This window comes from Pinibacter aurantiacus (assembly GCF_019130065.1).
Classification (GTDB): domain Bacteria; phylum Bacteroidota; class Bacteroidia; order Chitinophagales; family Chitinophagaceae; genus Pinibacter; species Pinibacter aurantiacus.
In genome coordinates, this window is the sequence record NZ_JAHSPG010000003.1 from 109,485 (window position 1) to 136,450 (window position 26,966).

General features: G+C 42.6%; 15 protein-coding genes. 11 read left to right on the top strand and 4 right to left on the bottom strand.

All coding sequences use genetic code 11. The annotated features are described in order from the left end of the window. Positions 1-20: 20 nt before the first annotated feature. From KTO63_RS06310 to KTO63_RS06330, 5 genes are all read left to right on the top strand, one after another. Positions 21-1,619: a type I restriction-modification system subunit M gene (locus KTO63_RS06310; RefSeq protein ID WP_217790397.1), complete on the top strand. Its 1,599-nt coding sequence runs from the start codon at positions 21-23 to the stop codon at positions 1,617-1,619. Further along, a complete protein-coding gene (locus tag KTO63_RS06315; protein WP_217790398.1) occupies positions 1,612-2,067 on the top strand; it encodes a nucleotidyltransferase substrate binding protein in 456 nt (151 codons plus the stop codon). The genes KTO63_RS06310 and KTO63_RS06315 overlap by 8 nt, the downstream gene beginning before the upstream one ends. Beyond that, entirely contained in the window at positions 2,064-3,539 is a 1,476-nt protein-coding gene (locus KTO63_RS06320; RefSeq protein ID WP_217790399.1) for a restriction endonuclease subunit S, read from the top strand. Before KTO63_RS06315 ends, KTO63_RS06320 begins: the two co-directional genes overlap by 4 nt. Then, positions 3,536-6,772: a type I restriction endonuclease subunit R gene (locus tag KTO63_RS06325; RefSeq protein ID WP_217790400.1), complete on the top strand. Its 3,237-nt coding sequence runs from the start codon at positions 3,536-3,538 to the stop codon at positions 6,770-6,772. The genes KTO63_RS06320 and KTO63_RS06325 overlap by 4 nt, the downstream gene beginning before the upstream one ends. A 196-nt stretch (positions 6,773-6,968) precedes the next feature. Beyond that, positions 6,969-7,409, top strand: a complete 441-nt coding sequence (locus KTO63_RS06330; protein WP_217790401.1) for a lipocalin family protein — start codon at positions 6,969-6,971, stop codon at positions 7,407-7,409. 9 nt (positions 7,410-7,418) lie between these two features. Here KTO63_RS06330 and KTO63_RS06335 read toward each other — a convergent pair whose 3' ends face one another. Then, positions 7,419-8,558, bottom strand: a complete 1,140-nt coding sequence (locus KTO63_RS06335; RefSeq protein WP_217790402.1) for a redoxin family protein — start codon at positions 8,556-8,558, stop codon at positions 7,419-7,421. A gap of 165 nt (positions 8,559-8,723) precedes the next feature. On the opposite strand from KTO63_RS06335, the gene KTO63_RS06340 reads away from it, so the two are divergent. After that, a complete protein-coding gene (locus KTO63_RS06340) occupies positions 8,724-11,237 on the top strand; it encodes a T9SS type B sorting domain-containing protein (protein WP_217790403.1) in 2,514 nt (837 codons plus the stop codon). Between the two features lie 133 nt (positions 11,238-11,370). Here KTO63_RS06340 and KTO63_RS06345 read toward each other — a convergent pair whose 3' ends face one another. From KTO63_RS06345 to KTO63_RS06355, 3 genes are all read right to left on the bottom strand, one after another. Next, positions 11,371-12,036, bottom strand: coding sequence for a CAP domain-containing protein (locus tag KTO63_RS06345; protein ID WP_217790404.1), 666 nt, complete (start codon positions 12,034-12,036; stop codon positions 11,371-11,373). Between the two features lie 257 nt (positions 12,037-12,293). Then, positions 12,294-14,366, bottom strand: coding sequence for a glycogen debranching protein GlgX (gene glgX / locus KTO63_RS06350; RefSeq protein ID WP_217790405.1), 2,073 nt, complete (start codon positions 14,364-14,366; stop codon positions 12,294-12,296). Between the two features lie 96 nt (positions 14,367-14,462). Beyond that, on the bottom strand, positions 14,463-16,919 hold the full coding sequence (locus KTO63_RS06355; protein ID WP_217790406.1) for a glycogen/starch/alpha-glucan phosphorylase: 2,457 nt from the start codon (positions 16,917-16,919) through the stop codon (positions 14,463-14,465). A gap of 424 nt (positions 16,920-17,343) precedes the next feature. Here KTO63_RS06355 and KTO63_RS06360 point away from each other — a divergent pair, with 424 nt between their 5' ends. From KTO63_RS06360 to KTO63_RS06380, 5 genes are all read left to right on the top strand, one after another. Next, positions 17,344-20,532, top strand: a complete 3,189-nt coding sequence (locus KTO63_RS06360; protein ID WP_217790407.1) for a SusC/RagA family TonB-linked outer membrane protein — start codon at positions 17,344-17,346, stop codon at positions 20,530-20,532. 12 nt (positions 20,533-20,544) lie between these two features. Continuing rightward, positions 20,545-22,230 (top strand): RagB/SusD family nutrient uptake outer membrane protein, encoded by a 1,686-nt coding sequence (locus KTO63_RS06365; protein ID WP_217790408.1) that lies wholly within the window; start codon positions 20,545-20,547, stop codon positions 22,228-22,230. A gap of 43 nt (positions 22,231-22,273) precedes the next feature. Then, positions 22,274-23,413, top strand: a complete 1,140-nt coding sequence (locus tag KTO63_RS06370) for a glycan-binding surface protein (RefSeq protein WP_217790409.1) — start codon at positions 22,274-22,276, stop codon at positions 23,411-23,413. A 32-nt stretch (positions 23,414-23,445) separates the two neighbouring features. Then, positions 23,446-25,239: an IPT/TIG domain-containing protein gene (locus KTO63_RS06375; RefSeq protein ID WP_217790410.1), complete on the top strand. Its 1,794-nt coding sequence runs from the start codon at positions 23,446-23,448 to the stop codon at positions 25,237-25,239. A gap of 388 nt (positions 25,240-25,627) precedes the next feature. Then, positions 25,628-26,833 carry a glycoside hydrolase family 130 protein gene (locus tag KTO63_RS06380; protein WP_217790411.1) on the top strand — a complete coding sequence of 402 codons (1,206 nt, stop codon included), beginning with the start codon at positions 25,628-25,630 and terminating at the stop codon, positions 26,831-26,833. Positions 26,834-26,966 lie beyond the last annotated feature (133 nt).

The following is a 26,966-nucleotide window of genomic DNA, read 5'->3' on the forward strand; positions in this document are numbered from 1 at the left end:
CGAAAACTTATTAAACTATAATGGCTAAAACAGCAAAGACAGAACAGGAAGAACCATTAGAGAAAAAACTCTGGAAAGCTGCCGACAAGCTCCGTAAAAATATGGATGCTGCCGAATATAAACATGTTGCTTTGGGTTTGATTTTCTTGAAATACATATCTGATGCTTTTGAAGAACAATACCAAAAATTGGTTGCACAAAAAAGCGAAGGTGCAGATCCCGAGGACAAAAACGAATATGTGGCAGAGAAAATATTTTTTGTTCCTGCAATGGCTCGTTGGAATTACATACAAGGCAGAGCCACTCAACCAACGATTGGCAAAGACATTGACGATGCAATGGATGCTATTGAAAAAGACAACCCATCTTTGCGTGGTGTTTTACCAAAAGTATTTGCGCAGGAAAAGCTGGACAAAAGCAGTTTGGGCGGACTCGTGAATCTTGTAGGTTCTGCCACATTGGGAACAAAGGAGGCCCAAAGCAAAGATTTATTAGGACAAGTATTTGAATACTTCCTGGGTGAATTCGCATTGGCAGAAGGGAAAAAAGGTGGCCAGTTTTATACGCCGCAAAGTGTTGTTAAATTATTGGTTGAAATGCTTGAACCTTACGAAGGACGGGTATTTGACCCTTGTTGTGGAAGCGGCGGAATGTTTGTACAAAGCGAAAAGTTCATCAATCAACACCAGGACCATTACAAAACGAAAGGGAAAGCCGGTTTGGCACTAAACCCTGCCGATCGTATTTCTATCTACGGACAAGAGAGCAACCAAACCACCTGGCGTTTGGCAAAAATGAATTTATCGATTCGTGGCATTGACAGCAGCAACGTAAAATGGAACAACGAAGGTTCGTTTTTAAATGATGCTCACAAAGACTTGAAAGCCGATTACATTATTGCCAACCCACCGTTTAACGACAGCGACTGGAGTGGCGAACTTTTGCGAGATGACGCAAGATGGAAAGTATTAGGCAAAACCCTAATTCCCCCGGCAGGGAACGCAAACTATGCCTGGATACAACATTTCTTATATCATTTGGCTCCGACAGGACAAGCGGGTTTTGTATTGTCTAAAGGATCACTTACCAGCAACACAGGAGGTGAAGGAGATATTAGAAAAGAGCTGGTGGATCAAGGTTTGGTAGACTGCGTTGTAAACCTGCCCACCAAATTATTCTTGAATACTCAAATACCAGCCTGTTTGTGGTTTCTATCTCGTAACAGAACCAATGGCGATTTTAGAAACCGTAAAAATGAGATCTTGTTTATTGATGCAAGAAACATGGGCTTCCTGATAAACCGCAAAAACAGAGACTTAAGCGATGACGACATAAACCTGATTGCAGGCACCTATCACAACTGGCGAAACCCTCAGGGAAATTATGAAGATGTGGCAGGCTTTTGCAAAGCGGCAACTATTGAAGAAGTAGAAAAGCTCAACTATGTATTGACACCGGGAAGATATGTTGGATTAGCTGACGAAGAAGATGATTTTAATTTTGTAGAACGCTTTACTGCCTTGAAATCAGAGTTGGAAAAACAAATTGCTGAAGAAGCCCACCTGAATAAAAAGATTATTGAAAATTTGGCTAAGATAAAACTACCTGGAAATGGCTAACGAGGATATACGCTGGATACAACGGTTTAACAATTATCGTAAAGCACTGGCTAGACTTGGAAAAGCGGTAGCTATAACAGAAAAAAGGGACTTGTCAGATTTGGAGCAGCAAGGCTTGATACAAGGTTTTGAATTTACATTTGATCTGGCCTGGAAAACTTTACAAGATTACTTACGACACCACAATCGACCAAACGACAATGGTGGCCCGAATGTAATAATTAAACAGGCATTGGAAGATGGAATCATTAAAAACAAGGAAGCATGGAAAGAAATGAAAAAATCTCGTGACTTAACTTCTCACACTTATGATAGCGAAACCACAGACGATATTGCAGAAAACATTTTGGATAGTTACTATGATTTGTTCATTCAACTAGAAACCCGTTTACAATTAGAGAAAATAAAAGAAGAAAAGAACCTTTCTAATCAAGACGACACTGCATGAAATTTGGATTAACACAACATACCATTGATGATCTTATTACCATTTTTGAACAGCATTCAAAAGTAGACAAGGCACTTATATTTGGCAGCAGAGCCAAAGGTAATTACCGGCCCGATAGCGATATCGACATTGCCCTAAAAGGACAAGATTTACATACCGATGATATTATTGCGATGAGTGTGGCTCTTGAGGAAAAAGGCATTACCCATAAAATTGATTTGATTAATTACCACACCATACAAGAACCAGACCTTAAAGACCACATTGACCGAGTGGGGCTCGAATTGTATAGTAGCTGGCTGGAACATCGCTTTTCTGACTTTGTCTTAATTAATCCAACAGTTAGTTTGAAAGGCAATGCGGAATATTCATTTGTTGAAATGAAGGACTTAGAAGATGGAAATAAAATTTGTTCCCCGTCTGCTAAACGAAGAACTTCTAGTGGGGCGAGATTTCAAGAAAGAGATACTTTGTTTGCCAGAATTACTCCATGTTTAGAAAATGGCAAAATTTGTCAAGTGAGGGGGTTGGAAAATGGAATTGGTTTTGGCTCAACTGAATTTCTCGTTTTCAGAGGTAAAGAGAATGTTTCTGATAATGAATTCGTTTTCTATTTATCAAGATGGGACGAAGTAAGGGATTTTGCAGAAAATAATTTTGAAGGAACTTCAGGAAGACAAAGGGTTCCTAAAAATTGTTTCGACAATCTAAAATTGCGTTTACCCCCTCTCCCAGAACAAACCGCCATTGCCTCTATACTTAGCAGCCTCGATGACAAAATAGACCTGTTGCACCGCCAAAACAAAACCTTAGAACAATTGGCAGAAACGCTGTTTAGGCAATGGTTTGTAGAGGAAGCAGAGGATAGTTGGGAGAAGTTTACTCTTAGGCGATTTGTGGAAACAAACCAAAGAAGCATTTCTAAAGAATATCAATTTGAGGTTATCGAATACCTTGATACTAGCTCAATTACTAACGGAATAATCAACGAAACTCAAAAACTTTTTTTAAAGGACGCGCCAAGCAGAGCAAAGAGACTTGTACTAAACAATGACATTCTAATTTCAACAGTAAGACCGGATCAACACCATTACGGAATCATAAACAATCCAAAAGAAAATTTAGTTGTATCTACTGGATTTTGCGTTATCACTTGTGCGCACATAAGTCCATATTTCATCTATTTGTTATTAACCGGAAATGATATGACAGAATATCTACATGCAATCGCTGAAGGTTCAACATCTACTTATCCTTCACTAAAGCCATCAGATATTGAAAAAATCGAATTTCAAAAACCACCAGAAAAAAAATTGCTCGAATTTGATAAATTGGCATCTGGCTTTTGGAACAAAATAAATTCCAACCAAGCCCAAATCCGCACATTAAATCAAACCCGAGACACATTACTTCCTAAACTAATGTCAGGCGAAATAAGAGTTTCCGAATTAAATACAGTTTCAACCCAATGAAACCAATAACCGAAGATAAAATAGAAGCCTTTGCAATTGAAGTACTCCAAGGTATGGGTTGGGAGTATGTTCCCGGCTTGGCTATTGCTCCGGGAGCAGAGCAAGCTGAAAGAGAAAGCTTTGAGCAAATCGTTTTGGTGGAACGGTTGCGCAAATCGGTGTCGGTTTTAAACCCAGGTATTCCACACCATGCACAGGAACAAGCTATTCAAGAGGTTTTACGAATCTATTCGCCTGATTTGCATTATAACAACGAAAGATTTCATGAGCTTTTAGTAGAGAAAGTAAAAATACCTTATCAGCAAGATGGTTTTGAACGGAGTTACGAAGTGGCATTGATTGATTTTGAAAACACGCTGAACAATGAATTTTTATGTGTTAATCAATACACTATTGTAGAAAAAAATCAAAACAAACGTCCCGATGTATTGCTGTTTGTAAATGGGTTACCATTAGTAGTAATTGAACTAAAAAATGCGGCAGATGAAAACGCCACTATGCGCAAAGCATACGAGCAGCTGCAAACATACAAGGCAACCATTCCAAGCCTGTTTACTTACAATGCCATTTGTGTTATATCAGATGGAATGGAATGCAAAGCTGGAAGCGTTTCTGCGGGCTTCAGCCGTTTCATGAACTGGAAAACCACAGATGGCAGAAGACAGGCTTCAAGATTTAGCCCACAGCTGGAAATATTACTAAAAGGAATGCTGAACCCTTCTACCCTTTTAGATTTGGTTCGCAATTTCATTGTTTTTGAAAAGACGAAAAAGGAAGACCCTAAAACAGGCATCACTCAAATAGAAACTGTTAAAAAATTAGCAGCTTATCATCAGTACTTTGCAGTAAACCGGGCGGTACAATCTACTATTATCGCTTCTGGTTCCAAAGGAGACAAAAAGGGCGGTGTTGTTTGGCATACGCAAGGGTCGGGAAAAAGCTTGAGTATGGTTTTTTATTCGGGTAAACTGATTACAGCACCCGAAATGCAAAACCCTACCGTTTTAGTTATTACCGACCGTAATGATCTCGACGATCAGTTGTTTGATACTTTCGCCAGCTCCAAACAATTATTAAGACAAGAGCCTGTGCAGGCAAACGACAGAGAACATTTAAAAACATTGCTACAAGTAGCCAGCGGCGGAATTGTATTTACCACCATTCAAAAATTTTTACCGCAGGGCCAAAAATCTGTTTACGACCAATTATCCGAGCGTAGAAACATTGTTGTAATAGCAGATGAGGCACACAGAACACAATACGGTTTTGAAGCCTCCATAAAAGAAATAAAAGACAAGGAAACTAAAGAAAAAATTGGCAATCGCATTGCGTATGGATTCGCTAAGTATCTACGGGATGCCTTGCCAAATGCGACTTACATAGGCTTCACAGGCACTCCCATTGAAGGCACTGACGTAAACACACCACAAGTTTTTGGGCAGTATGTAGATGTATATGATATATCACAGGCAGTTGCGGATGGTGCAACAGTTCGTATTTATTATGAAAGCCGTTTGGCCAAAGTGAATTTAGATGAAGAGGGAAAACGCCTCATAGAAGAATTTGATGCAGAACTGGAACAAGACGAAGAAATAACAGACCAACAAAAAGCCAAAGCCAAATTCACAAAACTGGAGGCGATTGTAGGTAACGAAGAACGCATTAAAAATTTGGCAAAGGACATTGTAAACCATTTCGAACAGCGCCAAAAAGTATTTGACGGTAAAGGAATGATTGTGGCAATGAGCCGGAGAATTGCAGCTGATTTGTACAAAGAAATTGTTGCTCTAAGGCCCGAATGGCACGATGATGATTTAAGTAAGGGAACCATTAAAGTGGTAATGACTTCTTCAAGTGCGGACGGTCCCGAAATGCTACGTCACAACACCACAAAAAAACAACGCAAGGCGTTAGCAGAAAGGATGAAAGACCCTGCAGATCCTTTGCGACTGGTAATTGTTCGCGATATGTGGCTGACTGGTTTTGATGCGCCTTGTTTGCATACACTCTATATTGACAAACCTATGAGAGGGCATAACCTCATGCAGGCAATCGCAAGAGTAAACCGCGTTTTCAAAGACAAACCAGGCGGCTTAGTGGTAGACTACCTGGGTATAGCAACCGATTTAAAAAAAGCACTGTCTTTCTATTCAGATGCAGGTGGAAAAGGCGAACCAACTTTAGATTTGGAAAAAGCAATTGCATTGATGAGTGAGAAACATGAAGTGGTTCAACAGTTTTTTAATGAAGAAGCTAAAACACAAAAAGACATTCTGGTAGAAGAACCAGAAGCATATTATTCAAACAGTTTTAGATTTAACTATAAACGTTTCTTTAATGCCGAGCCAAAAGAAAAAATGTCAATTATTCTGCAATCAGAAGAACACATTTTAGGTTTGGAAGAGGGCAAGTCCCGTTTCATCAGAGAAGTAACACTGTTGAGTCAAACTTTTGCTTTATCCATTCCACACCCAAGAGCAATGGAAATCAAAGACGACATTGCTTTTTTTCAAGCTGTAAAGGCAAGGTTGGTAAAATTTGAGGGAACAGGAACCGGCAAGTCAGATATTGAAATTGAGACAGCCATCAAACAAATAGTCGACGAAGCGCTAAGCTCAGACAAAGTAATTGACATTTTTGAAGCCGCGGGAATAGACAAACCAGAAATTTCAGGTTTAGAAGTGCTTTCAGACGAATTCCTTTTGGAAGTAAAGGGAATGAAACACCAAAATCTGGCGTTGGAACTTTTAAAGAAATTATTGAATGATGAAATAAAAACTCGTTCTAAAACCAATCTGGTAAAGAGCAAAAAACTGTTGGAAATGTTGGAAGGAGCAATTAAACGATACCAAAACAACTTACTAACTACTACTGAAATCATTCAGGAACTGATAAACATTGCAAAAGAAATAAAAGAAGCCGACAAAGAAGGCGAACAGCTTGGGCTAACCAAAGACGAAGTTGCTTTTTACAACGCTTTAGAAGTAAATGATAGCGCCGTAATGGTTTTGGGTGATAATCAACTCAAAGAAATTGCAAGAGAAATTACAGACAAAGTAAGAACTAACGCAACGATTGACTGGACAATCAGAGAAAGTGCAAGAGCCAGACTAATGGTAATTGTAAAGCGTACATTGACCAAGTGGGGATATCCGCCAGACAAGCAAGCCAAAGCAATCGATACGGTATTAAAACAAGCAGAACTAATGGCTGACTTTTTTACAAAAAACTAAAATGGTTCAGGAAACCGAGGAGGAAAAAGGTCGATAATATTCACACTTTAAAAATTATATAGAGCCTCATCAAAAGCATCTCAAACTTTGCGATCAATATCTTTGAATTTCTTGCCGAAACTGGAGCTGATGTATTAATCCAAATTATTACTTTTGGCGTCGCCAACAAATATGGCTAACTCTAAAATAAAACCCTATGAAAAAATTACTGCTACTCGCCCTGCTATTTGCCGGTTGTTCAAAAAAGAATAATGACAAGGAAAAAACGGATCTGCTTGTAAATAAAAAATGGGTGATGACAGGCTACGCCGAGCAAAAAAACAATGGTCCAATAGTTGATAAATGGGCTTCACTCAAAGATTACGAGAAAGACAACTATTTTAGATTCAATAGCGATCATTCCTACTTGAACAGCGACGGCGAAAAATTAGATCCACAATTCACATCAGATACTTTCGATACCGGCACATGGCAATTGTACACGCGCAATATGGCCCTGCAGTTTAAAAGTAATGATCACAACTTTTATTACTTTGAAACCTACGTAACCGAGCTCACCAATACAACCATGAAATGGACGTCGTACTATTACACAATGGATACAACGATACAATACTCCACATTCACAGCTGAATAAAGTCTTCGATTAATAAAATCGCCCGATCAATGCATTGTCCACAATCATCGTCTTCATCTCCATGGGGTCGATGGTGCCTTGGCGTGCATAGATGATCTTGCCGCCGGGTTCAATGAGGATGGTATATGGCAAGGCGCCAGACCAGTTGGGGTCAACGGCTTCTATGAGTTTGTATTTATCATCCTGGTTGTAGAGATAGTTGGTGTTGGAGAGTTTTAATTCTTTTAAGGTCTTTAATACTTTGTCTTTCTTTTCGGGATTGTCGGCACTTATGGTGATGAATTCAAAATCTCTTTTGCGATACATCCTGTTGATGGTAACAAATGACGGCAGCTCGTTTACACAGGGGCCGCACCACGTGGCCCATACGTTGATCAGGCGGAGTTTGTCGCTATTGTTTTTTAAAAGGCTTTTGATGCCGCTTTCGCCAATGGTGTCAAGTATTACAGGCATGGCGGCCCATTCGCTGTCACTCTTTGCTACCAGGTCTTCTTTCTCTTTCCATTTGATGGAGCAACCAAACACTTTTGTTGTTTTTACATCAGGTTCTTTGTTTGCCAGTAATGCATCAATGGCATTTTGTGCATCTCTATTTTTAGGTGTGCCGGTTGGCTTTTCCACATCATCTATTCGTCCCTGGTAGCGGAGGATTCTTTCTTTATCAAAAACAAAAACATGTGGTGTGGCAACAGGCCCATAAGCAATAGCAGTAGCTTCGTGGTCGCCATCGTATAGGTAGGGAAAGTTGAAATGCTTTCTTTGTGCATGCAATTTCATTTCTTCAAAGGAGTCGCCTGTATCGGCATAGCCGAGCTCGTTTAACTGAACAGAATGCGGATCGTTCGGCATAATGGCTACCACTTGAACTCCTTTGCTTACATAGTCCGTAGTCAGTTTGATGATTCGTTGTTCATATGCCTGCGCAGTGGGGCAATGGTTGCAGGTGAACACGATGACGAGCACGCCTGCTTTTTTGAAGTCAGCCAGCGAATAATTTTTACCATCGATGCCGGGCAAATTAAAATCGGGTGCTTTGCTACCGACGGGGAGTGTAGCATGAGTGGCGTGGTTTTGCGCAACGGTTTCATTGCAAATGGACACCAATGCACAAAGCAAAACTGTTGTGTAAAGGGAAAGCAAGCGTGTCATGGGCTGTTGTATGTAAAAGGTAAAATACTAAAAAATAAATGAAGGCTTAAGTAACCATTCGTTCAAAAAATATCGATCTGGTCATGGTGGGAACAAGAAAAATGTATTAAGTTCATTTTTTTAACTGCCTGATCAAGGTGGCAGACCCAAATAAAAAGCCCGACGATGTCCAAATTTTGGATTGCCCTACTTATCCTATTCTGCACTACGAAAGCATTTCCACAATTGCCCACAACACAATGGGCGAAGGCTTTCGTTCCAAATAATGCACCAAACAACCCAACAGAGTACAGCAATGGCAGGTCAATAGCAGTTGATAAGCAGGGAAATGTTTATTCTGTAGGACTCTTTCAATATATAACCGATTTGGATCCCGGACCAGGCGTTTACAATCTTAAATCTGGTCCGTATGACAGGTCAAGTATTTACGTTTCGAAACTGAGCCCGACGGGAGATTTCATCTGGGCCATTCAAATTCCCGCCCTGGTGGACTGGGGAGAAATAGCTTTAACACTGGACAAACAAGGCAATGTATATGTGGCTGCCCAGTTCACAGATGCTGTAGATTTCGACCCGGGGCCGGGCGTGTTTACACTTACGCCCATTGGAGCATATGATGCATTTGTAGCCAAATATGACCCTAATGGAAAGCTTGTATGGGCGAAACAATTTGGTGGACCGGGAGATACGGTCCCTGCATGCGACAAGCTCACTGTTGACAACAACGACGACGTAGTTATTGGTGGCCATTTCAACAGAACAGTCGATTTCGATCCGGGCCCGGGCACTTTCAATCTTACTTCAGCGGCACATATTCAATGCTTTATTGTGAAGTTGAGCAATAGTGGCAATTTTATCTGGGCGGAACAATTTGGCAATGGCAAGGAAGTTTACCACAACTCCAATATCGGCGACATTGAATGCGATGCACAGAGCAATATTTATATCACCGGCAACTTTGGGGGTTCGTGCGATTTTGACCCCGGTCCCGGGGATTACATTTTAAAATCTAAAAGCCTGGGTGACGGATTCGTTGCAAAGCTCAACGGCGCAGGCCAGTTTGTGTGGGCAAAACAAATCATCAACACTTCAACGCAGTATAACAATTACATTCTTCATGCAGACGGTTTAGCGGTGGATGCAAACAACAACGTCTACACTATTGGAAGTTTTATCGGGCAATATGATTTTGACCCGGGAAATAACACGCACAATGTCCAGAGCAACAATTATGACTGGTATATGCTTAAATTGAATAAGCTCGGCGACTTTGCATGGGTGGATATTTTTGATAGTGGTGACCCTAGTTCCGACTTTGGAGCCGATATCGCAGTAGACAATGCCGGTGACGTATATGCCGTTGGAAGCCTTGGAAAAACGGTAGACCTGGATCCCGGTCCGGGTGTTTACCAGGTTACTTCCAGAAACCAATATGGTGCTGCAACATTGGTAAAATTAACATCTGACGGCAACTTCATATGTGGTGGAATATTTGATTCGTATGGCGCTAATTATAACTCTGCTACTCCAAGACGTATGACGGTGGACGATGCCAAAAACATTTATATAACAGGTTCAATGGGCGGCACTGTAGACTTTGATCCCAGCCCAAATGTTTTTCCACTGGATGCAGGATATGGTGAATCTCCTTTTGTTGTTAAGCTTGCCAAGTGCACAAATCCTACATCTGCTACACTTAACATCACTGCCTGCAGCAGCTATACAATGAACAAGGAGATATTCGACTCCACGGGTACGTATATCCGCACTATTCCCAATAGTTTCGGTTGCGATTCTGTGATTACGCTCAACCTCACGATCAATAAAAAATTTGCAGTACAAAGGATTGATATCTGCGAAGGTGAATCTTTTTTCGCCGGAAGCAAAAAACAAACAGCATCTGGCACATATAAAGACACGCTTACATCGTCGCTTAACTGCGATTCTATTGTTACCACCTATTTGACTGTGCATCCTAAACCATTGCCTAGTCTTGGCGCTGATCAGGACCTTTGTTCAGGCACAACAATAACAATCACTCCGGGCAGTTTTGCTAAATATGAATGGCAGGACAAAACAACTGCCGATAAATTTAAAATAACCACCGCGGGCCTATATTGGGTAACTGTTACCGATGATGCCAACTGCAACGCCACAGACAGTTTGAGAATTCTAAGCATATTGCCTTTGCCAACTGATTTTCTAAAGCAAAGCGACAGCATTTGTATGTATGAAAAACTGGAAATTACCCCTTCCAACACATACAACAGCTATCGATGGTCCACAGGATCTGTGCAACCCAAAGTAACAATTGATGCACCGGGCCAGTACTGGCTTGAAGTTACAGATGCAAAAGGCTGCGTTGGAAGGGATAATATTATTGTTTACCAAAAGGACTGCATGAACGGCGTTTATGTGCCCAACGCATTTACGCCTAACAGCGATGGAAAGAATGACATTTTCCGTGCACTTGTTTTTGGAAACGTTTTGTCATTCAAGCTACAGGTTTTTGACAGGGCAGGACAGCTCATTTTTGAAACCAATAATCCTAACCAGGGATGGGATGGCACAAACAAAGGTTTGAGTTATCCAAGTGGCGTACTGGTATGGCAATGCTTTTACCAGCTTGATCAGCAAAAGCCCGGCTATCAAAGAGGGACAGTTACGCTGGTTCGATGAACCAGCACTGAATAACCGAATAACTGAATAACTGAATGTTGATATTCGAAGAGACTTTTTGACTTTGGGCCAATCAATAATTCAATAATTCAATAATTCAGTTATTCAGTTACTCAGTTATTCAGTTACTCAGTTATTCAGTCACAAAGTCCTGCACCATAATAAAGCTGCTTGAATTGTAGGGAAGAAATGCTACACCTATAAGCCGTGCTTTTTTATTAAGAAGATTACGTCTGTGGCCATAGCCGGGAACGCCTTCATCAATGAGCAAGGTAATCACCGCATCCAATGCAGACTCGCCGCCATTAAAGATGTTTTCCGAGCACGATATATTTATTCCTGCCTTTGCCATGCGGCGGCTAAAAGAAGTTCCATCGGAAGAGTTATGAGAAAATTGTTGATGACGGGCCAAATCGATCGCATGATTTTTAGACGTTTGATTGAGCGTAGAGACCACTATCAACGGAGTAACCGGGCTTGCTTTGTAAAGCTCATTTTTCAGGGAACGCACGTTTGCGTTGTGTGAACTCACATTGGCACTTACATACGATGCAACGTGTTTATCGTAAAATTCACGTGGGTGAACACGAACTTCATTTACCCAATACAATACATCCCGCTCACGAGCAGAAAGTTTCGAAAATGCCGGCTGCTTTTTGAGGAAATTCATAATTGCCGTATCACGGCCACCAGAGCTGCCAACTGTCGCTTGCGAAGCATTGCATGCCTCAGACAAAATAACCACGCAACCAAAAATCAACATCGAAACAATCCTTACAAATCTTGCCTTGTTTATCATTCAAAAAGGTTTAAGAAAAGATTTTCTGATCGACCAGATCGAAAAATCTTTTCTAGCAAGAAATTATCAGGCCAAACTTTCCTCTTTGTGATTTTTTTGCACGCAGATGACGCTGATTTGACTGATTTACACAGATATCTTGAGGATTAACTAACCTAAGAACAACAAGCATACAGTCAGTTTATTCGGTTATTCAGTTACTCAGTTATTCGGTTACTAATCAGTGCAAATCAGTCAAATCAGCGTCATCTGCGTGCTCACTTCTCCCAAAACACCAACGCAAAGCCTACCTTCTCTACTTTATATTTGCGACCATTAAATGGCTTCGCCTCTTTTCTTTCGCAGATATCATCGGGAGAGGCCAGTGAGGTATCTATCCATCGTTTCCATTGCACGCCGGGCGGCGCTTCGGGCAGTTCAAATTCGAGAGCTTCTTTATGGGCGTTGAGCATGAAGTGCATGGTTAGTTTACCGCCGAGCGATTCTACGGTAATGGCAATAGAGTGCGAGTTGGGCGACCAGTCCGGCGCGTTGATTTTAATGCCATGCCAATGGATGGTTGATCTGTCCAACAATTGATTCAATGTCATTTCAAATTGTGCTTGCGACATGTCACGTTGCAGGCGCATACCAATCAGCTTTTTTGTAAATCGCAACAGCTCCGCATGCTTATCAACCAGCGACCAGTCAAACCAGCTCAATTCATTATTCTGACAATAAGCATTGTTGTTGCCGTTTTGTGTTCTGCGTACTTCATCACCCATCAGTATCATGGGCGTACCAATGGAGAGCAGGGTGAGCGCAAGGAAATTCTTTACCTGCCGGTTGCGCATGGTTTCAATGTCGGGGTCATCGGTCGGGCCTTCTACGCCGAAATTGTAGCTGCAGTTGTCGTTACAGCCATCCTGGTTATTTTCCCTGTTTGCTTCGTTATGCTTCTGGTTGTAGGAAACAAGGTCGTTGAGGGTGAACCCATCATGGCAAGTAATAAAATTGATGCTTTGTTCCGGGCCGCGATTGCGATAACTATAAATATCCGGACTTCCGATCAGGCGGGTTACGAATGGCGACAAAACGTTTTCATCTCCTCTCATAAATTTTCGAAGATCATCGCGAAACACCCCGTTCCACTCCTTCCATCTGTCACCCGCAAAACTACCAACCTGGTACAATCCTGCAGCATCCCATGCTTCAGCAATGAGTTTAGTGCCGGCTAGTTCGGGATCAGAATCGATGTCCCACAACACTGGCGGATTTTCGATTGCCATTCCTTTTTCATCCCTCGATAAAATGGATGCGAGATCAAAACGGAAGCCATCAACATGCATTTCTGAAACCCAAAAACGCAGGCTATCTATGATCATTCTTCGCACGATCGGTTGATTGGCATTTAGCGTGTTGCCGGTGCCGGAAAAATTTGAATAGTATTGTTTGTCTTTCTCTAAAAGATAATATACAGAATTGTCTATGCCGCGATAACAAAACGAAGGTCCTCCGTGATTGCCTTCTGCCGTGTGATTGAATACCACATCGAGTATCACTTCAATATTGGCCTTGTGCAAGGCTTTCACCATGTCGCGAAAATCATCAAGCGCCTGCATGTGATCTTTTGAAGAGCTATAGGCCTGGTGCGGTGCAAAAAAAGATACGGGGCTATATCCCCAATAGTTGATCATTCCTTCAGGACTATCCTGCGCATCAAACTGAAACACGGGCAAAAGCTCCACGGCTGTAATACCCAGCTCTTTGAGGTAGGGAATTTTTTCAATAACACCTTTATACGTTCCTCGTTTTCCCTCGTCAATATTTGAATTAGGATTGAGTGTAAATCCGGCAGTATGTAGTTCGTAAATAACTGTTTCCGCAAATGACCGTTCAATGGGTTTATCATTTTCCCAAGCGTACAACGAGAGGTCGACAACAGCGCTCTTCATGGCCGGTGTTCCGCGTTTCCTTTCATCGGCATTTGCGCGCCTGTTATATTTTTCCGGAACAGCCACCACATTTGCATAAGGATCGAGCAGTATGGATGTAACATCGTACCTGTGCCCTTTTGCCGGCTCATTTGGACCATCGATCCTGTATGCGTATAATTGTCCGCTTTGAAGTCCTGGAACAAATATGTGCCAGTATTGATCAGTACGATTTCTTTGGGGATCGAGTTTTATTGTTTCGTTTGGTTCGATGGCTTCTACATTGTCGAACAGCAACAACTCAACAGCAGTTCCGTTTTTGCAGAATAGAGAAAAATTCACGCCTCCGGGAACAATGGTTGACCCCAGCGGAAAAGTTTCGCCGTGTTCGTGTATATATTTTTTCGCGACTTGCATTGTTTAAGAATTGCTCAACGCCTAATGCCTAACGCTTAACGCAATGGGTAAGCCGCAAAGCATTTCGCACCAGCGTTAAGCGTTCGGCGTTGAGCGTTAAGCATGATTTACTTTCCAAATATTCTCACAGTAATCCTTCACTGATCTATCAGACGAAAACTTGCCCATTCTTGCTACATTGAGGATCGACATTTTTGTCCATTCTTTCTGGTTGGTATATGCATCAGAAACTCTTTGCTGGCATTCCGCATAAGCACGAAAATCTTTCAAGACCAGGAAAGGATCGTAGTTGAGTAACGTATCAACAAAAGGCTGGAAAACACCAGTGTCGCCATGCGAGAAGACGCCTGACTGAATCATATCAATCGCTTGCTTTAAATCCTCGTCGCTATTGTAAATATCATATGGACGATAGCCGTTGCTTTTGGTTTCAGCCACTTCGGCGGCGTGTAATCCAAACAGGAAGAAATTTTCCTCACCCACACATTCCATTATTTCTATGTTGGCTCCGTCGAAAGTGCCAATGGTAAGCGCTCCATTCATGGCGAATTTCATGTTGCCGGTGCCTGATGCTTCTTTACCTGCGGTAGAAATTTGTTCGGACAAATCTGCTGCTTTGTAAATATGTGCACCGTTCTTGACATTGAAATCGGGAAAGAAAACCACTTTGATCAACCCGTTTACATCCGGATCATTGTTGATCGTTTCGCCAACAGAGTTGATCAGTTTTATGATCAGCTTTGCCATAACATATCCCGGCGCGGCTTTTCCACCAAAGATGAAAGTGCGTGGAGTAATACCATCTGTGCGTTTCTGTTTTATACGATTGTACAAATGTGCAATGTACAGGACATTCAAGTGTTGCCGTTTGTATTCATGAATGCGTTTCACCTGTATATCAAACAATGAATCAGGATTTACTTTCGTGCCAACAATTGCTTGTATCAAATGAGCGAGGTCGGTCTTGTTCTGCCTCTTTACATCATGCCATGCCTGCTGAAAAGTTGGATCATCTGCATATTGCTCCAGCTTCACAAGATCTGTTTCAAGATGATTTACCCAGCTCTCGCCAATATGGGTGGTGATAAGCGAAGTCAGTCGTGGATTGTATAACTTTATCCACCTTCTTGGTGTAACGCCGTTTGTAACGTTGAAGAAAATATCCGGCTCCAATTCATAAAAGTCATGCAACACATCCTGCTTCAATAGTTTTGTGTGCAAAGCAGAAACGCCGTTTATAGCATGGCTGCCAATAGTTGCCAAATGAGCCATGCGAACAGATTTGTTGCCTCGTTCATCAATAATCGACATGCGCCTTACCCTGTCCTCATCGCCGGGATATTTGTCTCTTATGGTCAAAAGAAAACGACTGTTGATCTCATAAATAATTTCAAGCAGTCTCGGCAGAACGTTTGCGAATAAAGGCAGCGACCACTTTTCAAGCGCCTCGGGCAGCAAAGTATGATTGGTATAAGCGAATGTTTTTTTAGTAATATCCCAGGCCTTCTCCCAACCCACCTGGTGCTCATCAATCAGCAAGCGCATCATTTCGGCAATAGCGATGGAAGGGTGTGTATCGTTTAGCTGAAACGTCATCGACTCTGGAAACTCATCGATACTGAGACCACGCAAATGCAGTATGTGAAACGCATTTTGCAAAGAACATGAAACGAAAAAATATTGTTGAGAAAGTCGCAGTCTTTTGCCTTCGTCAGAAACATCATTTGGATACAGGACCTTCGATATGTTTTCAGAAAAAACTTTTTCATGCACTGCGCCATAGTAATCGCCTTTGTCAAACGCATGAAAATCGAAAGACTCTACCGCTTCTGATTTCCATAAACGAAGTATGCCGGTTACGCCGTTTTTATAACCGGGCACCGGCGTATCATAGGCTATGCCTTTGATCTCAGATGCCGGTATCCATTTTACCCTATACTTGCCTTTGTCGTCTGTATAGCTTTCTGTGTGGCCGCCAAGTTTTACGGTATAGTTAAGTTCTGGCTTTACAATTTCCCATGGGTTGCCATTGCGCAGCCATTTGTCAGTAGCTTCTACCTGCCAGCCATCGCGGATGTATTGATCGAAAATGCCAAACTCGTAGCGTATGCCATAACCAACTGCCGGCACCTGCAAGGTAGCCAGAGAATCGAGATAGCATGCCGCCAGCCTTCCCAGGCCGCCATTGCCTAGGCCCGGCTCCTCTTCTTGCTCCAAAACGTCATTCAGATTAATGCCGAGTTGCTCAATTGCTTTCTTTGTTTCATTTTCTATGCCCAGGTTAATGAGTGCATTGCCAAGATGTGGGCCCATCAAAAACTCTGCTGAAAGGTATCCAACGATCTTGAGCGTTTTGTTTTGCATTTTTTCGGTATAGCTCACGAAGTTGCGCATCATTCGTTCGCGTGCCGCATAGGCCGTCGCCATGTACCAGTCGTGCAAGGTGGCGATCCGGGGAGACTTGCCCAGGTTAAAACAAAGATGCTCGAGTATAGAATCTTTTATTTCCTCCGTTTTGTTGATGCTTTCATTTTGTACCAGCGTGTTGGACATACTTAATTAATTGAGAGTTGAGAATTGAGAGTTGAGAATTGATTTTTACAAATACCGGTTATATAAACAAGCGAGCCGCTCTAAAGTTTTTAGGTGAGAGTTTAGAATTGATAGTTATTAGTTACTAGTTGTTGGCCACTATTCCCAAATAGCCATAATTGAAACCTAACAACTCTCAATTCTCAACTCTCAACTCTCAACTTCAGGACCCGCAACTATCAACTAACAACCAACAACTTCCTACATTTCAGCGCAAAATGAGTTAAGAAAGTATCACTATAGCCACCCGAAACTTTCTTTTGAAACTTTAATGGAACACAAGGACTTGCCGAAAAAACTTGTCAGAAAAACATATATAAGTGATAAAAAAGTATTCTAACTTATTACAAAATGCTATCTATTTTTACCAAAACAACTTGCCGTTATGACAAAATTGACCAAGCTAGTCCTAGTCTTGTTCTTTGCGTTTGCCCTATGCCATATCTCGTGGGCACAAAGCAGAACAATCTCAGGTACAGTAAGCGACAACAATGGTAACCCACTCTCCCGCGCTACGGTTGCCGTAAAAAACTCCAAAGTAGTTACACTAACAGATGCAGATGGAAAATTCTCACTCAAAGTGCCTGATGGCGCTACCACAATTGTAGTGAGTAACGTGGGTACTTCCACCAAAGAAATTGCCATCGGCACAGATAACGTTTTTGCGGTGGTATTACAATCTTCGAGGACCCAGTTGAGTGACATTGTGGTAGTAGGTTACGGTTCACTTAAAAGAGCGAATCTCTCGACTGCTCAAACCTCTATAAACTCCAAGGCCATTGAGAAAACGGTGAACACCACCATCGAACAAGCGCTGCAAGGTCGTGCGGCTGGTGTGTACGTTACACAAAACTCAGGTCAGCCCGGCGGCGCCATGTCTGTTAACATCAGAGGGGTGAGTACCATCAACGGTACATCACAACCGCTTTATGTTATTGATGGTGTTCAATCTCAACCGGACAACGTTAACAATACCAACCCTAACGCAACTTCTTCAAGTCCGCTTTCCGGCTTGAACCCTGCAGATGTAGATGACATCCAGATCCTGCAAGGACCTTCGGCCACTGCCATTTACGGGTCTAGAGCTACAAACGGGGTAGTGATCATTACTACCAAACGTGGTAGAGCGGGTGACTTCAAAGTCAACTATGGCTATCAATACGGTTTACAAACACCACCCGACAACCTTCCTGTAATGAACTTGTCCCAGTACGCAAGCATGGTAAAGCAATATCACAACATTGCAGGCGGCACCACTCCGGGTGAGTTTTTAGATTCATCTCTATTGGGCCCAGGGACAGACTGGCAGGCAGAATTGTTTAACAACGCTGCCATGAATAAACATCAGTTAAGCCTTAGCGGTGGTAGCGGTAATACTACTTACTATCTTTCCGGCGAGTACCTGGATCAACGAGGTGTTGCTGCCGGTTCAGGTTTTAAAAGATACGGAACAAGGTTAAACCTGGACAACAAACCAAGAACCTGGCTCAATATTGGCGCCAATCTTGCCTTTAACCAAACAGACGAAAACCTTGTTACCACCAACTATGGCGATGCACAAAGCCCGCTTATTGCAAATGCATTAAGATTAACGCCACAAATTCCTGTCACCAACTTTGATGGCTCCTGGGGCGGAAGCGATCCGGTAAATGGCGCTAACCAATACGCTCCTATCAACCCAATTGCCTTAGCTGATCTTATTACCAACACGAACACCAGGAGACAATTGACAGGTGGCCTCAATGTAGGCATTACGCTTACAAAGGGACTTACATTCAGATCTTCATTGAATGCTTCATATGGTAATGGCTTTTCCACCTACTATGTACCCACTTATCAAATTGATCAGTGGCACTACAACGCCATCGCTTCCTTATCTTCCGGTACATCCACAAACTCCTACTGGAACTGGAACCAACAACTGGAGTATATAAAACAAATTGGCAAACACAATATTACTGTGATGGGTACTCACGAGTCACAGGAATCAAAATGGCAGAATCTGACTGCCGGCAGAACAGGTTTCCTTACCAATGACATTTTTGATGTTAAAGCCGGCGACCCGCTTACAGCTACAAATGACGGTGGCAGGGGCTCATGGGCAATGGAGTCATACCTTGCGAGAATTGCCTATAACTATGATAACCGCTACATATTGCAGGCAACATACAGAACGGATGGTTCTCCATATTTTGGGCCTGAGAACAGATGGGCCAAGTTCCCTTCTGTGTCCGCTGCATGGAGAGTGAGCCAGGAAAAATTCTTTGATGTTCCGTGGATCAGCGAATTGAAACTGAGATATGAAACGGGTTTAACAGGTAACCAGGGTTATGGTTCCGGCATTTATGCAGGCATGGCTACAGGTGCAACCCCATGGGGAACCGGCTTTCTTTCTTCTATCATGAAAAACCCGACTTTGCAATGGGAAGAGACCAACACCAACAACTATGGCATCAACCTGGGCTTTCTTCATAACAGGATTACGCTTGATGCAAACTACTATGAAAGAACTACCGGCAATATGATATTTACAGGAATCGTTCCGTGGTACCAGGGAGCCAACGGTAGCCCGGGAGCTGTACAGGCGCCATTTGTAAACGCCGGTGACATGCGCACCAAAGGCTGGGATTTCACTATCAACGCTTCCATTATTGATAACAAGGATTTTAAATGGGATGCCAACCTGAACATTTCGCATTTCAAAAGCACTGTGAAATCACTAAACAATGGCCAGACAGCTGTTGACAGGGTTAGCTGGTGGATGAATACATGGACACAGCGTGCAGCGGTTGACCAACAACCCTGGTTGTTCAGAGGATATATTGAAGATGGTTTGTTCCAGTCAATTGCAGACATTAACAAAAGTCCTGTACCGGTTGATAACGGTGGCAACAGAATACAGGCAGATCCCAACACAGGCCTGTGGGTAGGGGATGTAAAATACAAGGACCTTAATGGTGATGGTAAAATTACCGTTGACGACATGACCAACATTGGTAACCCATGGCCTAAACTTATGGGTGGTCTTACCAACACCTTTAGTTATAAAGGATTTGAGCTTAGCATGCTGATCATGGGAACTTATGGTAACCAGATCTATAACTACATCGCTTATGAAGCAAGCAATCCTAACAATATCAATCTTAGCAGAAACCTGCTCGTAAAAGCAATGGAATATGCGAAGGTTGACAACACTGACCTTAGCAATCCTAAACTATCTAACCCAGGCACAGATGTTCCGCGCATTACCAATAACCAAATTGCCAGCCAGAACAACTATTCTAAGAACACATCAAGATTTGTGGAAGATGGTTCTTACCTGAGATTGAAGAACATTTCTCTTACGTATGATGTTCCCGCAAAATGGTTGGGTTATACAAAAGTGATCAAGGGCTTCCGCGCAACAGTGGGCGTTCAAAACGTTTTCACCATAACACATTACAAAGGATACGATCCTGAGATTGGCTCCTATGTGGGCACAGGCACAGACCGTTTAAACCAGGCGATCGGCATTGACTTTGGCCGTTTCCCGCTAACAAGAATGTATAACGCAGCTATCAGTGTAAACTTTTAAACTACTTGTAAAATGAAAATCATCAGATATAAAAATTATCTCGGCACATTGATACTTGCTATTGCAGCATTATCAAGTTGCAAAAAAAGCTTTCTCGACAGGCCGCCCGAGGACGCAGTTTCAGACGTGAACTTCTATCAAACCGACGACCAGGTAGCCGCTGCAACCAGCCTGCTGTACAGCCAGGTTTGGTTTGACTATAATGACAAGGCAATGTATAACCTCGGCGATTTTCGTGGCGGTTCTGCATTTTCTGCCTGGAACGACAGAGGCAATGTAATGTTCAACACTACGGGAGATAACGGAGAAAACAGTGCATCATGGAGAGCTTTTTACGTTGTTGTGGCGCAGGCAAATCTTACCATGAACAACATTAACACCATTGCAGGTCCCAAGGTAACGGCGGGCGCAAAAAAGATCGCTATTGCAGAAGCAAGATTTATGAGGTCGCTGGCCTATCGCTTTCTTGTAATGAACTGGGGCGCAGTGCCGATTATTGAAAACAATACGAAACAACTTTTCGACACTTCAATCAGACGTGCAACAGTACCAAGTGTATGGCGCTTTATTACCAGCGAAATGCGTGCGGCAGCGGCAGATTTACCTTTAGCTGCATCTGAACCGGGAAGATTAACAAAATGGTCTGCAGAAGGAATGCTGGCGCGTTTCTATTTAACAAGAGCGGGTGTTGAAAGCACCGGCGGCAGCAGAAACCAACAATTCCTTGATAGCGCCAAATACTATGCAGCTGATGTTATAGAGCATAGCGGCAAAAAATTATTGGATAGTTATGACAACCTTTTTAAATATCCATACGACAACAACAATGAATCATTGTTTGAGCTGGAATGGGTTTTCTCAGGATCAAGTGTGTGGGGAACTGCCAATAGTATGCCTGAGTACCTCGCTTACAGCCCTGACATTTCATTTGGCGGATGGGGCGGAGATAAAGGCGCCACATGGTGGCTGTTGAGCCAGTACGATGGATTTGCACTTCAGCCGGATGGCACACTAAAAGGAAGAACAGTGGACCAACGCTTGCACGCAACCTTTATGTTACCGGGGTTCTCCTATCCTGAAATAACGAAGATGACCGATAAAACAAAACTGATATTTCCTTTCACCGGTACAGACAATAATTTCCTTTCTGTAAAAAAATATGTGATCGGCTCTCCTATAGATCTTGCCGGCATTGCATCTCAGCAGCACTATCCTAACGACACCTATATGATGCGTTTGGCAGAACTATACCTGATATATGCTGAAGCAACGATTGGCAATGGAGCTTCCACCTCCGATGCAACAGCTATCGCATACTTTAATGCAGTACATCAAAGAGCAGGTTTACCACAATATGTAGTTGGTGGCAATAACGGCAGTGGCCCGCTTACACTTGAAAAAGTTTGGTCAGAAAGATTTAAAGAGTTTGCTATGGAAGGCATGGCATGGTACGACATCGTGAGCCTGCATTATTGGAATCCGCAAAAAGCATACGACATGCTGAATGCGCAGGACAGAGGTTTATTCTTTGCAAAACCGGACCAAATGCCTAACCCAACATTATGGACATTCAACAAAACCTCATGGTTCAATGAAAGGCAAGTGGTTGCCAGCGACGGTAACTTTTTGCTTCCTATTCCAAATGCAGAACTGGCGCAGGCACCTAATTTGAAAGAACCACCGGTTGATTATAAATAAGCGTTCCTGCGAAACAATTTTTTGAAAAGAAATAACTACTTCAATGAAATCGACACATAAAATATTATTCACTCTGTTGGTGTTTATTACTGCAGCAAGCATGATCCCGTCCTGCAAGAAAGATTCCTCAGGACCTAATCCCATAATAAACTACATAAGAGTAACGAGCCCACAGTCTTCAGATTCCTTGCTGGTGAGTGCCAACCAGGGACAACTGATTGCCATTGTAGGTACAAACCTGGGAGGAGCAAAAGAAATTTGGTTCAACAATCTGCAGTCAAGGTTAACACCTACATACATCAGCAGCACATCCATTCTCGTTTCTGTTCCAAGTCAAATCCCCGATTCGATAACCAATACGCTTACAATCATTTTTTCAAATGGTTATAAACTAACACATCCCTTCACGGTAGATATCAGTAAGCCAGCTCTTAACAGTATGGTTTGCGAATTTGTGAACGCGGGAGATGTAGCTACTATTATCGGCAACTATTTCTATGCCCCATTAACTGTAACATTTACAGGTGGCGCTACCGCAGAAATAGTTTCCGTAGAAGATGGCGTATTGAAATTTAAGGTGCCTGCAGCTGCACAACCGGGACCGATAAAAGTTAAAAGCAACTTTGGAGAAACAGAATCTGATTTCTGGTTCCGCGATCCAAGAAACCAATTCATCAACAGCGATCCATATGAAGGATGGCACGATGGAAGCCTTGTGGTAAGCAACCCCGGCCCTAACGATCCTCCTTTAATCAGCGGCAACTACATTCGCGTTAAGAAAACCCTGGGTGACTGGCCTTACGCTGAAATTGCAGATGGTCCTGCTTCTTCAATGCCATCGCATAGCAAGAAAATTCCTGACGATGCTATACTGCACCCTGAAAAGTACAACCTGAAGTTTGAGATAAACACCCTCAAGCCATACAACAATAACATGATAAGGATCAACGCCGGAACATCGGTACAAGACAACAACAACTACCAGTGGGCGCCACCTTATGATACTAAAGGACAATGGCAGACAGTAGTGATCCCATACGAAGAAGTGTTTAACAGCTATACCGTAAAGCCTGTCGTAAATCCAGATGGTTATTGGACAATGTTGCTTATACATGGAGCTGGTACACTGGATGCTGACATCTGTTTTGACAGCTTTAGAATTGTTCCAAAATCTAATAAGTAAAAATTATTGCTTCAATCATAACATTATTTAGAATGAAAATAAATTATATCGTGCGCTTGTTGCTACTAACGGTCATCATAGCACCGTTGTGCTTCATAGCATGTAAAAAAGACTCCGCTCCTGCAAACGATGGAATGACGCAATTGCTAAGCTTCGGACCCACAGGCGCGAACCCCGGCGACACCATCCGTTTCTTTGGTAACAATCTTGAAAAGGTTACTGAGATCGATTTTGAAAACGCTAAAGTTGCCAGCAACAAATTTGTTCGCCAGAGCTCAACAGAAATTTACGTAGTGGTGCCCGTGGAAACAGAGAAAGGTTACGTTACATTGAAATCGTCCACAGGCGATGTAAAATCTAAAACAGAATTCAACATTGGCATCGCAACAACTGTAACATCTATAACGTCAACTGCACGCCCCGGAGAGAACGTTACCATTAAGGGTAATTATCTTAACTGGGTTACAGCAGTAACCTTCACCGATGGCAAAGTTGCCACTCAGTTCGTGAGCCAAAGTCTTAATGAGCTGGTTGTAAAAGTTCCGGATGATGCACAAACAGGAACACTTGTACTGGCTTATGGCGGTACCGATTCAAGTTTTGTAGAAACCAAAGACACATTGCACGTAACACTTCCAATGGCTACAGGATTTGCTCCAAACCCAATTAAGCACCAGAGCAATGTAACGATAAAGGGAACAGATCTTGACTTAACGAAGAAAGTTTATTTTAATGGTGTTCCAAATGCGATAACAAATTTTGTAAGCAAAACTGCAACAGAACTTGTAGTAAAGGTTCCGGATTCTACAGAAACAGGCAAGGTGATGTTAGAAGCTGCTTCGGGAGTTAAATCGACTTCCCAGGTGGATCTACAGATAATCTTACCTGTAGTAACAGCTCTGGCACCCAATCCTATTAAGCATCAAACCAACCTTACTATTACCGGGACAAATCTTGACCTAACTAAAAAAGTTTACTTTACCGGGGCCCCAGATGCGATTACAACATTCGTAAGCCAGTCAGCAACGCAACTTGTAGTAAAAGTTCCGGCCGGCGCACAGGATGGAAAAATTACGTTGGAGGCAGGAAGTGTAAAATCATCATCTTCTATGGATCTTAAACTTGTATGGCCTGTAGCAACAAGTTTGTCGCCGAACCCTATTGACCCCGAAACAGATCTTACCATTACAGGAACAAACCTTGATCTTGTAACTGCTGTCGCGATTCAAAACGCAGATCCTGTCAAAACATTTGTCAGCCAGACTGCTACACAAATTGTTCTCAAGGTACCCAAAGGCGTTGCTGAAGGAAAAGTGACCATGAGTGTCCTCAACTCTACAGTCACAGTACTCAGCAATGACGTGTTAAAAATAAACGGTGCAGTTCCGCCTCCTGTTGTTGCATTTCCTTTTTATAGTGATGCAGTAACCAGTAACTGGAACGGATGGACCGGCGGCGGCTGGGGCGGCACAGCAAACTATGGTAACACAAACCCGGTGAGAGTTGGAGATAAATCTGTAAGAATTGATTACTCCGGCGGTTATGGAGCACCGATGCAACTTGGCGGTGCCAGCGTTACGATTGCTCCTTATACTACTTTCAAAATTTCCCTGTACGGAGGTCCGGGATCAAATGGCTTGAAGGTTAACATCGGAATAAATAATAAGGATTCTTATACCATCAATCTTGTAGAAGGCAAGTGGACAGACTATCAAATCCCTATTTCCCAGTTAACAACTGATGCCGTAATAACAGACCTTATCTTAAAAGAGTATAATGGCTCAGGAGGTTTTACGGTATATGTTGACGCCATGGGACTTAACTAGTATGTAAACGACAAAGCGCAAAAGCAATTTGAGTATCTATGCCTTTAGTTATGACAAGCCTGCAACACGTAAATGCCCTACGGGCAAAATCAGAGACTGTGTTGATTTCTATTGATATTGTTTCCCTACGGGAAAATCAATTGCCCGTAGGGCATTCATGTCAATAGAAAATCCCGCAAAGCGTGAATATTGTCCGTAGGACATTAACGTACAAGCTGGCCGATAATTAAACGATATTGAGTTTTGGCATACAGTGTTGCATGCAACGCTTGCTCAAATTGCTTTTGCTTTTTCGTGATGAACCCTAAAGAACCGGCGCGATGAAAAGTCTGATGAATACCAGCAATCATCGTCCGGAGAGAATGTGAGGTTTTAAAAAAGAAACTTTATGGAGAAAATATTTAACGAGCGTTTAGAATATCTGAAGAAAAATCATGAAACCCTTCTTTCACAAAAAAACGAACCTCTTGAAGGTGGCAATGGTATCATCAAAAGATTTCGCAATCCTGCACTAACAGCGGCACACATACCCATCACATGGCGCTACGACCTCAACGAGGCCACCAACCCCTACTTAATGGAACGGTTTGGTGTGAACACCGTTTTCAATACAGGCGCTATAAAATGGAACAACAAATACATACTGATGCCGCGGGTGGAGAGCAATGATCGAAAATCTTTCTTCGCTATTGCAGAAAGTGATAATGGTATCGACAATTTTAAATTCTGGGAGGAGCCTGTTGTTATTCCTGAAACAGACAATCCAGACACCAACGTGTATGATATGCGACTGGTAGCACATGACGATGGCTGGGTATATGGTCTGTTTTGTACAGAAAGAAAAGATCCTGCCGCACTTCCCGGCGATCAAAGCTCCGCTGTAGCACAATGCGGTATTGTACGCAGCAAGGATTTGAAGAAATGGGAACGGCTACCTGACCTTAAAACCAAATCGCCGCAACAACGCAACGTGGTGCTGCATCCGGAATTTGTAAATGGCAGGTATGCATTCTACACTCGTCCGCAGGATACCTTCATCGAAGCGGGACAAGGCGGTGGCATTGCCTTTGGATTAAGTGACAAAATCGTTGGTGCAGAAGTAAAAGAAGAAACGGTCATTGATCCGAAAACCTATCACACCATCAATGAACTGAAGAACGGACAGGGCCCTGCTCCCATCAAAACAAAACATGGATGGCTGCACCTCGCACATGGTGTGCGCAATACCGCAGCGGGCCTGCGTTACGTGCTATACATGTTCATGACCGATCTGAAGGACCTTACAAAGATCACTTACAAACCGGCCGGTTATTTTATTGCCCCTGAAGGCGATGAACGAACGGGTGATGTGTCTAATGTAGTATTCAGCAACGGATGGATAGCGGATGATGATGGCAAAGTATTCATCTATTATGCTTCGTCCGACAGCCGCGTACATGTTGCTGTTTCCACCATCGATCAGTTATTGGACTATACAATGAATACGCCGTCGGATGGCTTGCGCTCCGCGACGACAGTACAAAGACTTATGGGTATGATCCATGCGAACAAAGCTTATGTTCGCGAGCAGAAGTTACAGCCTGCTAATGAATAGTAATTAAAAAGTAAAAAAGTTCTCACTACCCCTAACCCATAACCCGTGGAACACGCCGCTCTGCAAAGAGCGGCTTTTTTATCTCTGAAATTTAACGTCTCAAATCTTTAGCACTAAGGGCACTAAGTTTCAC

What these genes read in the sequence shown, in the direction of transcription:
- KTO63_RS06310 (WP_217790397.1), top strand. Translation starts at nt 21, where the DNA reads ATGGCTAAAACAGCAAAGACAGAACAGGAAGAACCATTAGAGAAAAAA.
- KTO63_RS06315 (WP_217790398.1), top strand. Translation starts at nt 1,612, where the DNA reads ATGGCTAACGAGGATATACGCTGGATACAACGGTTTAACAATTATCGT.
- KTO63_RS06320 (WP_217790399.1), top strand. Translation starts at nt 2,064, where the DNA reads ATGAAATTTGGATTAACACAACATACCATTGATGATCTTATTACCATT.
- KTO63_RS06325 (WP_217790400.1), top strand. Translation starts at nt 3,536, where the DNA reads ATGAAACCAATAACCGAAGATAAAATAGAAGCCTTTGCAATTGAAGTA.
- KTO63_RS06330 (WP_217790401.1), top strand. Translation starts at nt 6,969, where the DNA reads ATGAAAAAATTACTGCTACTCGCCCTGCTATTTGCCGGTTGTTCAAAA.
- KTO63_RS06335 (WP_217790402.1), bottom strand. Translation starts at nt 8,558, where the DNA reads ATGACACGCTTGCTTTCCCTTTACACAACAGTTTTGCTTTGTGCATTG.
- KTO63_RS06340 (WP_217790403.1), top strand. Translation starts at nt 8,724, where the DNA reads ATGTCCAAATTTTGGATTGCCCTACTTATCCTATTCTGCACTACGAAA.
- KTO63_RS06345 (WP_217790404.1), bottom strand. Translation starts at nt 12,036, where the DNA reads ATGATAAACAAGGCAAGATTTGTAAGGATTGTTTCGATGTTGATTTTT.
- glgX (WP_217790405.1), bottom strand. Translation starts at nt 14,366, where the DNA reads ATGCAAGTCGCGAAAAAATATATACACGAACACGGCGAAACTTTTCCG.
- KTO63_RS06355 (WP_217790406.1), bottom strand. Translation starts at nt 16,919, where the DNA reads ATGTCCAACACGCTGGTACAAAATGAAAGCATCAACAAAACGGAGGAA.
- KTO63_RS06360 (WP_217790407.1), top strand. Translation starts at nt 17,344, where the DNA reads ATGACAAAATTGACCAAGCTAGTCCTAGTCTTGTTCTTTGCGTTTGCC.
- KTO63_RS06365 (WP_217790408.1), top strand. Translation starts at nt 20,545, where the DNA reads ATGAAAATCATCAGATATAAAAATTATCTCGGCACATTGATACTTGCT.
- KTO63_RS06370 (WP_217790409.1), top strand. Translation starts at nt 22,274, where the DNA reads ATGAAATCGACACATAAAATATTATTCACTCTGTTGGTGTTTATTACT.
- KTO63_RS06375 (WP_217790410.1), top strand. Translation starts at nt 23,446, where the DNA reads ATGAAAATAAATTATATCGTGCGCTTGTTGCTACTAACGGTCATCATA.
- KTO63_RS06380 (WP_217790411.1), top strand. Translation starts at nt 25,628, where the DNA reads ATGGAGAAAATATTTAACGAGCGTTTAGAATATCTGAAGAAAAATCAT.